Source organism: Mycobacterium sp. NGS26 (assembly GCF_059813025.1).
Genome location: NZ_JCALDU010000004.1, coordinates 1 through 10,477 on the forward strand (window position 1 = coordinate 1; position 10,477 = coordinate 10,477).

Here is a 10,477-nt window from a genome sequence, read left to right on the forward strand (position 1 = left end):
ATCGCCACCAACACCCGCTCCAACCGCCCCACCAAATTGGAGACGTCGAAATTCGCAAATGGTTGTCCGGCGCCTGCCGTGTTGAGAAAAAGTTGATCACCGGCTCCAAGGAAGAACAGCCCAAAATGACTGACGAGGCCATGGTCCGTATACATCGCTGTTGCCGGAACTCCAGCGAGGTCCAGGGTTAGTGCCGACGGGATGAAATTAACGGTTACCCGCCTTGCCACCCTGCTTAAATCACGATGGCCACCTTCACCCTCGAGGACACGGATGGGAAATCGCTGATGTTGCAGCAGTTCTCGTATTCGTGCGTCAACATGCTGGCAGAAATCGGCGATGCTGCACCCCGGCGACACCTTCAACACCAGCGGTACAACTCCCACAAGCATCGCGGGAAGCGTCCTTGACTCCGGACGCACTCGCCTGCTGACCGTAAAGTCCAGCGCCACCTCTGATCCGGCACCGCAGAACCCCCGCACCAGAAGTGCACAAGCCGCAGTGATGACCGAATATCTGCGGATGCGCAGCACTTTGGACAACTCTTTGGTTCGCCCGACGACGAACTGGGCCACCTCAACCGGCGCAGCAGCCAGCGGATCACACTCACCCGTGGCTTCGGGCAACCGATAATCCGGCACGCTTTCTAGAGGAAGATTCTGAGCCCAATAGGCCTGATCTTGCAGATAATCGTCAGAGGCTTCGTACTCTAATTCGCTACGAACCAGATCTTGCAGTGAGCCGAAAAAAGGAGGGGAAATGGGTTCGCCGGAAACAATTGCGGAGTAAATAGTTGCAGCCCGGCGGCCGACTAGTGCAATTCCCAATCCGTCGATAGCTATGTGGTGGTAGCAGTTGAACCAGTAGTATTCCTCGGTCCCCGTCCGGAATAACGCAAACCTGAACAATGGCCCCGTTAGCGGCATCGGGGTGCGCTGGATCGACGATGCTATTTCACGGGCTTCCCGCACCGGATCGCCCGCGTCGCGCAAGTCATAGAAGGCAAGCTCAACATCCGAGTAATCAACCGCCCTTTGGAAAATCCGGCCCTCGGCCTCAAAGAAACCGGCCCTCCATGGTTCGGCCTCTTGTATGGCTTGGACGATCGCCCGCTGAAGCAAATATCGATCTACCGGGCCATCGATCTTTAGCAGTATGCCAAGCTGCAGGTCCGTACCGGCACGGCCCGATTCCTGCGCGAGCCACATGTCCTGCTGCCCACGAGTCAGGGGAAGTGCCCGCTCGTCAAGCTCCATTCGACCCTCCAACCCACGCTGCGCAGACTTTTTGCATCGCGAAATCCCGGCCTCGCCAGGCCTCTCGCTCAGATTCTTCGGCCGTACCTCGGGCCAGTTGTGTGCGGTGTATTCCACACGCGCAGCGCGGTTTGCTTCGCCCCATACGAGCCGGCAGCCGGCCGGAACATCTGCGAAGGCCGGCGCGGGGCTGTGTAGCTTGTCGTCGCTGACCTAGACGGAAAAGCTGCCATTGTCGTCATCGAATGGATTGATGCACACCCAGATCTCCAGACCGTAGGGCCGATATGAGTGCGACACACCATACTGGACGGCATTCAAGATCAGTCGGGGTTTCGACAAAGTTCTGAATGGCTCAATCGGCGCTGCGAAAGATACTGATTTGGCCGATCACTCGAGTGGGCGATGCCTTGGCCGATAGCCAACATTCTTGGACATTCGCGGCGCGAAATCCCTTGAGCTGCAACCATTCCGGGAACGATCGCGCTTAGCCACTTAAATGTAGCCCTAGGCGACTGTTGATGTAATACAGAAAGTCCAAAGCGAAAAATGACCGGTGGCTCGAATCGGTCTTATGCCCCGCCCGCGTAGCACAGCAGCGCGTCGCCTAGTTTGGCCGGCAACATTTCCGTCCCTCCGGCGGCTTGTTATTCGACCTCGTCGATAACGCACGCGAGCCGAGGAACCCGTGGTTACAGCCTGGCCCGCCTCGCGGAGGGTCGTCGGAAGCGGCCGAAAGTGTGTCCCAAGCCCACCACGGGCAGCGTCGTGAGGGACCCCACAACGCTCATCCACCCACCATAACCGCAGGTAGACGACCTGCCGCAAGCTGCCCAACCGGTTGGTTACTTAGGCAGTGGAATTTAGCTCACATTCGGTTGCGTTCAAGTTACTGGTCGGTATAGGTTGACGGTGTTACTGGTGGGTAACTTAGCCCTAGTACCCAACCGCACGTGGCAATTCTCAACGAGGAGGAGAGTAGTGAGCCACTACAAGAGCAACGTCCGCGACCAGGTGTTCAACCTGTTCGAGGTGTTGGGCGTTGACAAGGCGTTAGGCCAAGGCGAGTACGGCGACATCGACGCCGAGACCGCCCAGGAAATGCTCAACGAGATCGCCCGCCTGGCCGAGGGGCCCGTCGCGGAATCGTTCGTCGAGGGTGACCGCAACCCGCCGGTGTTCGACCCGGAGACGCACTCGGTGACCCTGCCCGAGAGTTTCAAGAAGTCGGTCCGCGCCGTCCAGGAAGCCGATTGGGACAAGGCCGGCATCGACGAGGCCCTCGGCGGCATGCCCATGCCCAAGGCGCTGATGTGGGCGCTGCACGAGCACATCCTGGGCGCCAACCCGGCGGTCTGGATGTACGGCGGCGGCGCCGGCTTCGCCAACATCCTCTACCACCTGGGCACCGAGGAGCAGAAGAAGTGGGCGGTGCTCGCGGCCGAGCGCGGCTGGGGCTCGACCATGGTGCTCACCGAGCCGGACGCCGGTTCCGACGTGGGCGCCGGACGGACCAAGGCCATCCAGCAAGAGGACGGCTCCTGGCACATCGAGGGCGTCAAGCGCTTCATCACCTCGGGTGACTCCGGCGACCTGTTCGAGAACATCTTCCACCTCGTGCTTGCCCGCCCGGAGGGCGCCGGCCCGGGCACCAAGGGGCTCTCGCTGTTCTTCGTGCCCAAGTTCCTGTTCGACTTCGAGACCGGCGAAATCGGCGAGCGCAACGGCGTTTTCGTCACCAACGTCGAGCACAAGATGGGCCTGAAGGTCTCGGCGACCTGTGAGCTGTCGCTCGGCCAGCACGACGTGCCCGCCAAGGGCTGGCTGGTAGGCGAGGTGCACAACGGCATCGCGCAGATGTTCGAGGTCATCGAGCAGGCTCGGATGATGGTCGGCACCAAGGCCATCGCCACCCTTTCGACCGGTTACCTGAACGCGCTCGAGTACGCCAAGTCGCGCGTCCAGGGCGCCGACCTGACCCAGATGACCGACAAGACCGCGCCGCGGGTGACGATCACGCATCACCCCGACGTCCGCCGGTCGCTGATGACCCAGAAGGCCTACGCCGAGGGTCTGCGCGCGCTGTACCTCTACACGTCGACGTTCCAGGACGCGGCGGTGGCGCAGGCGGTGCACGGCATCGACGCGGACCTGGCTGTCAAGATCAACGACCTGCTGCTGCCGGTCGTCAAGGGTGTGGGCTCCGAGCAGGCCTACGCGAAGCTGACCGAGAGCCTGCAGACGTTCGGCGGGTCCGGCTTCCTGCAGGACTACCCGATCGAGCAGTACATCCGCGACGCCAAGATCGACTCGCTCTACGAGGGCACCACCGCCATCCAGGCGCAGGACTTCTTCTTCCGCAAGATCGTCCGCGACAAGGGTGTGGCGCTGGGCCACGTGTCGACCGAGATCCAGAAGTTCGTCGACAGCGAGTCCGGCAACGGCCGGCTGAAGACCGAGCGCGAGCTGCTGGGCAAGGCGCTCGCCGAGGTCCAGGCCATGGCGGCCACCCTGACCGGCTACCTGATGGCCGCGCAGGAGGACGTCACCAGCCTCTACAAGGTGGGCCTGGGCTCGGTGCGGTTCCTGATGAGCGTCGGTGACCTGATAATCGGCTGGTTGCTGCAGCGTCAGGCCGCGGTGGCGGTGGCGGCGCTCGACGCCGGTGCCGACGGTGCCGACCGGTCCTTCTACGAGGGCAAGATCGCGGTGTCGTCGTTCTTCGCGAAGAACTTCCTGCCGCTGTTAGCCAGCACCCGCGAGGTGATCGAGACGCTGGACAACGACATCATGGAGCTCGACGAAGCCGCGTTCTGATCGAGCATCAGCGAAAACCCCGCTTCCCGATAAGAAGCGGGGTTTTTCGTTTTGGCGGGCCGACGAAAACCCGACGAAAAGGCCGACGAGAAAGGCCGCCGCTGGATCCCCTCACTCCAGCGGCGGCCCCACTATGGGATACCCCGCGTCGCAGTCGGGGTCGGGGGGTCAGACCACAACACGGGGTTATCCGGCACTTCGGATACCCAATGGACGGCGTTACTAACCGGCCGCCGCGAAAATCGATGCTCGTCGCGGCGTGGCACGGGTCGGGCCTGGTCAGGCCTCCAGGATCGCGGCCACGCCCTGGCCGCCGGCGGCACAGATCGAGATCAACGCCCGGACGGACCCGCCACCGGCCGCCTTCTTCTCGGCGAGCTGCTTGGCCGTCTGGGCCAGAATCCGCCCGCCGGTGGCCGCGAACGGGTGACCCGCCGCCAACGACGAGCCGTTGACGTTGAGCTTGGAGCGATCGATCGACCCGAGGGCGGCGTCGAGGCCCAGCCGCTCCTTGCAGTACTCCTCGGACTCCCACGCGCCCAGATGCGTCAGCACCACCGACGCGAACGCCTCGTGGATCTCGTAGAAATCGAAGTCCTGCAGGCTCAGCCCGTTGCGGGCCAGCAGCCGGGGCACCGCGTACGTGGGCGCCATCAGCAGGCCGTCGCGCCCGTTGACGTAGTCCACCGCGGCGGTCTCGGCGTCCACCAGGTAGGCCAGCGGGGCCAGCGAATGCTCGTCGGCCCACTGCTCGCTGGCCAGCAGGGCCACCGAGGCGCCGTCGGTCAGCGGGGTCGAGTTGCCCGCCGTCATCGTCGCGTCGCCGGCTTTCACCCCGAAGACCGGGCGCAGCGTGGCCAGCTTCTCCACGTTGGCGTCGGGCCGCAGGTTGTCGTCGCGGTACAGCCCCAGGAACGGCGTGACCAGGTCGTCGAAGAAGCCGCGGTCGTAGGCGGCGGCCATGTTGCGGTGGCTGGCGACGGCCAGCTCGTCCTGGTCGACGCGCTTGATCCCCATCTGCTTGGCGGTGATGGCGGCGTGCTCGCCCATCGACAGCCCGGTGCGCGGCTCGCTGTTGGCGGGGATCTCGACGCCCAGCGTGGCCGGCAGCGTGCCCGCCAGCTTCAGCCGCTGCACGTTGGACTTGGCGCGGCGCAACTTCAGCAGGGTGCGACGCAGGTTGTCGCCCAGGCCGATCGGCGGGTCGGAGGTGGTGTCCACGCCACCGGCGGCGGCGACGTCGTATCGGCCGGCCGCGATGCCGTCGGCCGCCGCGATCGCCGCCTGCAGGCCGGTGCCGCAGGCCTGCTGGATGTCGAACGCGGGGGTGTACGACGACAGCTCGGAACCCAGCACGCATTCGCGGGTGAGGTTGAAGTCCCGGCTGTGCTTGAGCACCGCGCCGCCGACCACCACGCCCAGCCGCTGGCCGGCCAGACCGAACCGGTCCACCAGCCCACCCAGGGCGGCGGTGAACATGTCCTGGTTGGACGCCTCGGCGTAGGCGCCGTCGGACCTCGCGAACGGGATGCGGTTGCCGCCCAGCACGGCGACTCGTCTGGATTCGGTTGCAGGGGCCACGATTATCTCCGGTTATCAGTTTGGGATCGGCCGTCGAGGGCCATACTACCCACTGTTCTGACACTCCTTACTCTGCAGTAAGTTCGTCCTCGATACGGTTGGCCTATACGGCACGTTCGACCGAGAAAGAAAGTGGAAGGCAGCTCAGTGGCTCCCAATCGTTCGTCCGATCTGTTCTCGCAGATCGTCAATTCCGGCGCCGGCTCGTTTGTGGCGAAGCAACTCGGCGTCCCGCGACCCGAGACCCTGCGCCGCTACCGCGCGGGTGATCCGCCGCTGGCCGGATCCCTGCTGATCGGTGGTGAGGGCAGGGTGGTCGAGCCGCTGCGCGCGGCGCTGGAAAAGGACTACGACCTGGTCGGCAACAACCTGGGCGGACGCTGGGCCGACCAGTTCGGCGGGCTGGTTTTCGACGCCACCGGCATCACCGCGCCCGCCGGCCTGAAGGCGCTGCACGACTTCTTCACGCCGCTGCTGCGCAACCTGGGCCGCTGCGCGCGCGTCGCGGTCGTCGGCACCACGCCCGACCTGGCGGGCAGCACCGACGAGCGGATCGCGCAGCGCGCGCTGGAGGGCTTCACCCGGTCGCTGGGCAAGGAGGTGCGCAACGGCGCCACCGTGCAGCTGGTGTACCTGTCGCCGGACGCCAAGCCGGCCGCGACGGGCCTGGAGTCCACGATGCGGTTCATCCTCTCGGCCAAGTCGGCCTACGTCGACGGGCAGGTGTTCTACATCGGGGCGGCCGACTCCACGCCGCCGGCCGACTGGGACCGGCCGCTCGACGGCAAGGTCGCGATCGTCACCGGCGCGGCCCGCGGGATCGGCGCGACGATCGCCGAGGTGTTCGCCCGCGACGGCGCCCGCGTGATCGGGATCGACGTGGAGTCCGCCGCCGAGGCGCTGGCCGAAACCGCCAGCCGGGTCGGGGGCACCCCGCTGTGGCTCGACGTCACCGCCGACGACGCCGTCGACACCATCACCGAGCACCTGCGCGACCACTACGCGGGCCACGCCGACATCCTGGTCAACAACGCCGGCATCACCCGCGACAAGCTGCTGGCCAACATGGACGATGCCCGGTGGGACGCCGTCCTGGCCGTCAATCTTCTTGCCCCGCAACGGCTTACCGAGGGGCTGATCGGCAACGGCAGCATCGGCGACGGGGGCCGGGTGGTCGGCCTGTCGTCGATGGCCGGCATCGCGGGCAACCGCGGGCAGACGAACTACGCGACCACGAAGGCCGGGATGATCGGGCTCACCCAGGCGCTGGCGCCGGGGCTCTACGACAAGGGCATCACGATCAACGCCGTCGCACCGGGATTCATCGAAACCCAGATGACCGCCGCCATCCCGCTGGCCACCCGCGAGGTGGGCCGCCGGATGAACTCGCTGCTGCAGGGCGGGCAGCCCGTCGACGTCGCCGAGACCATCGCCTACTTCGCCAGCCCGGCGTCAAACGCGGTGACCGGCAACGTGATTCGGGTCTGTGGCCAGGCCATGCTGGGCGCATAGCAAGCATGAGTTCGGAGGGAATGAGATGAACCAGCCGAGCGGCCTGCGAAACATGCTGCGCGCCGCGGCCGGGGCGTTACCGTTGGTGCCCCGCTCCGACCAGTTGCCCAGCCGCAGGGTGACCGTCGAGGAACTACCGATCGACCAGACCAACGTGGCCGAGTACGCCGGGGTCACCGGCCTGCGCTACGGCAACAACGTGCCGCTGACCTACCCGTTCACGCTGAGCTTTCCCGCCGTGATGTCGCTGGTGACCGGGTTCGACTTTCCCTTCCCCGCAATGGGATCGGTGCACACCGAGAACCGGATCACGCAGTACCGGCCGATCGCGGTCACCGACACCGTCGGCGTGCGGGTGCATGCCGAAAACCTGCGCGAGCACCGCAAGGGCCTGCTGGTGGACCTGGTGACCGACGTCAGCGTCGGCAACGAGACCGCGTGGCACCAGGTGACGACCTTCCTGCATCAGCAGCGCACCAGCCTGTCCGACGAGCCCAAGCCGCCGCCGCAGAAGCAGCCCAAGCTGCCGCCGCCCAGCACGGTGCTGCGGATCACCCCCGCTCAGATCCGGCGCTACGCCGCCGTCGGCGGGGACCACAACCCGATCCACACCAACCCGATCGCCGCCAGGCTGTTCGGATTCCCGACGGTGATCGCGCACGGGATGTTCACCGCCGCAGCGGTATTGGCCAACATCGAGGCCAGGTTTCCCGACGCGGTCACGTATACGGTGCGGTTCGGCAAGCCGGTGCTGCTGCCCGCCACCACGGGGCTCTACATCGACAGGGGCGACGACGGCGGCTGGGATCTGTCGTTGCGCAACATCGCCAAGGGATACCCGCACCTGACCGGCACGGTCCGCGCTCTCTAGCCGGCGTGCTTCGGGCTGCGGCGAATCGGCGCGCGGTCCCCGCCCGCCTCGGCCGCGGCCTCGCGGTCCTCGGGAGCTCCGCGCAGGCCGTGCCAGAACAGGTCGATCATCAGCTCGGTCGCCTCGTCGACGTCGATATCGCCGGTGGACAGCCGGGTGGCCATCGCCTCGCCCGCGCCCACCAGCGCCACCGCCATCATCTGGTAGTCGGCGTCGGCCCGCGGGACGCGACTGCCGGCCCGCACCAGCCCGGCCACCAGCTCGATGATCTGCTCGCGCCCCTCGCGCACGGTGTGCGCGAACGCCTGCGAGCTGATGGCCTGGGTGTACATCACGATCCACGACGCCCGGTTGGCGTCGATGTAGCGCAGGAACGACCCGATCGTGTTGCGCAGCAAGTCCCTTGGGTTCTGGGTGAAGTCGATGTCGGCGCGCACCGCTTCGATGAACCGGCTCAGCTCGCGGTTCAGGCACGCGCCGAACAGGTCCTCCTTGGAGCCGTAGTACAGGTAGAGCATCGGCTTGGAGATCTGCGCCTCGGCGGCGATGGCGTCCATCGAAGTCTCGTGGTAGCCGTTGACCGAGAACATCTGCACGGCGGCGTCGAGCATCTGCTGTTCGCGCACGGCACGCGGTAATCGCTTGGTACCACCCGCCATGACCTCGCCTCTCTAGCTATCTGACTCCAGAGTAACGACGCGACGGCGGGTCAGTGTCCACACGCCCGATTGGCCCCCTTCATCGTCGCCACCCGCACCACCGACTGGTCCACCGCCGTCATCGCCAATTCGTTTGCGGCAACGGCCTTTTCGAGCCGGTCCAGGACCGCGGGCACCTCGTCGGTGGTGACCCACAGCGCGATGTCGGTGCCGGCCTGCAGGCTGCGCAGCACCGCCTCGGACACGCCGAACCGGTCGGAGATCGCGGCCATGGAAGACAGGTCGTCGCTGAACACCGGGCCGTCGAAGGGCGGCGCCCCGTAGCCGATGCCGTCGCGCAGCAACTGCACCGCCGGGCGGCTCAGGCTGGCCGGCTGGTCGCCGGTCAGGCCGGGAACCTGCAGGTGGCCCACCATCACGGCCACCGGGCTCGCGGCCACCAGCGTGCGGTACGGCACCAGGTCCACGCTTTGCAGCTCGCTCAGCGGCGGCGTGACGACCCCACCAGTGTGCGAGTCACCCGAGCCGTGCCCGTGGCCGGGGAAATGCTTGAGCACCGGCAGCAGCCCGGCCTCCCGCAGGCCCCGCGCGTAGGCGTCGGCGTAGGCGGTGACCTGGGCCGGATCGTTGCCGAACGAGCGGTTGCCGATCACGGCGTCGTCGGGCTCGTCGCTGACGTCGACGTCGGGGGCGAAGTCGACGGTGATCCCCAGGTCGTGCATCTTCTTGCCGCGCTGCAGCGCCAGGTCGTGGACCTGGGCCACGGTCTGGGTCTGGGCCAGCTCCCGGGCCGACGGCGCCGGCCCGATCAGCGACTTCAGCCTCGAGACCCGGCCGCCCTCCTCGTCGACGCTGACCGCCAGCGGCAGCGGGCCGGCCTTGCCCGCGATGTCGGCCAGCGGGCCCTTGAAGATCGACAGGTCGGTCCAGCTGCCGATGAAGATCCCGCCGACGTGGTGACCGTTGACGACGGCGCGGGCGTCGTCGGCGTTCTTGACGCCCACCATCAGCAGCTGCGCCAGCTTGTCGCGGGTCGACAGCGCCTTCGGCATGCTCGTCGGGTCGCCGCACACCGGGGGCGCGGGCGCGGCCGCCGGCTTGCTGACCGTCGACGAGGGGTGCCGGGCGGTGTCGTGGCCGCAGGCCGCCAGCAGCGACGCGACGGCCAGCACGGCCAGGATCCGGGGGAAAGCCATCGGGACATGTTGTCACGACGGGCGTTTCGTCCCGCCCTCCAGGGGGCGCCGACGGTAGCGTTCCGATCGGGGGCCGGTGAGGCCGTTTGCCTGGCAGGGAGGAGCCGGCGATGACCGGGTTCACGCTGGCCGCCGCGGCCAGCATCGCGGCGGGCCTGTCGATCGGCGCCGTCGCGACCGTCGGCGTCACGCTCGCGGTTCAGGATCACCGGGCGGCACCGGCGCCCGTCGTGTCGACACCGCTTCGGCCATACCCGGTGCAGTACGGCGACCGCTGCTGGCACGGGCACTGCCTGCGCTGGCCCTGAGCGCGGGCCGGGCCGGCGGCGCCCTTCTGCTAGGTTGACGTTGGGTTGTCTGCCGTCACGACCGCGAATCAAGGAGCCATCGATGAACCGGATCATCGCGCCCGCCGCCGCGAGCGTCGTGGTTGGTCTGTTGCTGGGCGCGGCCGCGATCTTCGGGATCACGCTGATGGTGCAGCAGGACACGAAACCGCCACTACCCGGGGGCGATCCGCAGTCGTCAGTGCTCAACCGGGTCGAGTACGGCAACCGTAGCTAGCGGCGATCGCAAGCGCGGCGA

Annotated in this window: 9 protein-coding genes and 1 pseudogene; 5 read left to right on the top strand and 5 right to left on the bottom strand. The window is 66.8% G+C overall.

What is annotated here, in order from left to right; genetic code table 11:
• A partial coding sequence (locus tag AC5Y6X_RS14405; protein ID WP_499987068.1) for a condensation domain-containing protein occupies window positions 1-1,256 on the bottom strand: 1,256 nt, incomplete at its 3' end.
• A gap of 72 nt (window positions 1,257-1,328) precedes the next feature.
• Window positions 1,329-1,454: pseudogene (locus AC5Y6X_RS14410) on the bottom strand (MbtH family NRPS accessory protein); the annotation flags it as partial.
• 783 nt (window positions 1,455-2,237) lie between these two features.
• On the opposite strand from AC5Y6X_RS14410, the gene AC5Y6X_RS14415 reads away from it, so the two are divergent.
• On the top strand, window positions 2,238-4,073 hold the full coding sequence (locus AC5Y6X_RS14415; protein ID WP_499987069.1) for an acyl-CoA dehydrogenase: 1,836 nt from the start codon (window positions 2,238-2,240) through the stop codon (window positions 4,071-4,073).
• 279 nt (window positions 4,074-4,352) lie between these two features.
• On the opposite strand, the gene AC5Y6X_RS14420 is transcribed toward AC5Y6X_RS14415, so the two are convergent.
• Window positions 4,353-5,654, bottom strand: coding sequence for an acetyl-CoA C-acetyltransferase (locus AC5Y6X_RS14420; RefSeq protein WP_499987070.1), 1,302 nt, complete (start codon window positions 5,652-5,654; stop codon window positions 4,353-4,355).
• Window positions 5,655-5,801: 147 nt separating this feature from the next.
• Between AC5Y6X_RS14420 and AC5Y6X_RS14425 the strand changes: the two genes are divergently transcribed.
• Window positions 5,802-7,166: a 3-oxoacyl-ACP reductase gene (locus AC5Y6X_RS14425; protein WP_499987071.1), complete on the top strand. Its 1,365-nt coding sequence runs from the start codon at window positions 5,802-5,804 to the stop codon at window positions 7,164-7,166.
• 25 nt (window positions 7,167-7,191) lie between these two features.
• A complete protein-coding gene (locus AC5Y6X_RS14430; protein ID WP_499987072.1) occupies window positions 7,192-8,037 on the top strand; it encodes a MaoC/PaaZ C-terminal domain-containing protein in 846 nt (281 codons plus the stop codon).
• Here the strand turns inward: AC5Y6X_RS14430 and AC5Y6X_RS14435 are convergent.
• Together AC5Y6X_RS14435 and AC5Y6X_RS14440 are read right to left on the bottom strand one after the other, a co-directional pair.
• Window positions 8,034-8,696, bottom strand: a complete 663-nt coding sequence (locus AC5Y6X_RS14435) for a TetR/AcrR family transcriptional regulator (RefSeq protein ID WP_499987073.1) — start codon at window positions 8,694-8,696, stop codon at window positions 8,034-8,036. The genes AC5Y6X_RS14430 and AC5Y6X_RS14435 overlap by 4 nt on opposite strands.
• A 50-nt stretch (window positions 8,697-8,746) precedes the next feature.
• Complete coding sequence (locus AC5Y6X_RS14440; RefSeq protein ID WP_499987074.1) at window positions 8,747-9,892, bottom strand: glycoside hydrolase family 3 N-terminal domain-containing protein; 1,146 nt, start codon at window positions 9,890-9,892, stop codon at window positions 8,747-8,749.
• A gap of 110 nt (window positions 9,893-10,002) precedes the next feature.
• Between AC5Y6X_RS14440 and AC5Y6X_RS14445 the strand changes: the two genes are divergently transcribed.
• Together AC5Y6X_RS14445 and AC5Y6X_RS14450 are read left to right on the top strand one after the other, a co-directional pair.
• A complete protein-coding gene (locus AC5Y6X_RS14445; RefSeq protein ID WP_499987075.1) occupies window positions 10,003-10,200 on the top strand; it encodes a DUF2613 family protein in 198 nt (65 codons plus the stop codon).
• A gap of 82 nt (window positions 10,201-10,282) precedes the next feature.
• Window positions 10,283-10,456, top strand: a complete 174-nt coding sequence (locus AC5Y6X_RS14450; protein WP_065443914.1) for a DUF2613 domain-containing protein — start codon at window positions 10,283-10,285, stop codon at window positions 10,454-10,456.
• Window positions 10,457-10,477 lie beyond the last annotated feature (21 nt).

Excerpts from the sequence above, each read along its gene's own strand:
- AC5Y6X_RS14450 (WP_065443914.1), top strand. The coding sequence starts at position 10,283 with ATGAACCGGATCATCGCGCCCGCCGCCGCGAGCGTCGTGGTTGGTCTG.
- AC5Y6X_RS14435 (WP_499987073.1), bottom strand. The coding sequence starts at position 8,696 with ATGGCGGGTGGTACCAAGCGATTACCGCGTGCCGTGCGCGAACAGCAG.
- AC5Y6X_RS14440 (WP_499987074.1), bottom strand. The coding sequence starts at position 9,892 with ATGGCTTTCCCCCGGATCCTGGCCGTGCTGGCCGTCGCGTCGCTGCTG.
- AC5Y6X_RS14445 (WP_499987075.1), top strand. The coding sequence starts at position 10,003 with ATGACCGGGTTCACGCTGGCCGCCGCGGCCAGCATCGCGGCGGGCCTG.
- AC5Y6X_RS14430 (WP_499987072.1), top strand. The coding sequence starts at position 7,192 with ATGAACCAGCCGAGCGGCCTGCGAAACATGCTGCGCGCCGCGGCCGGG.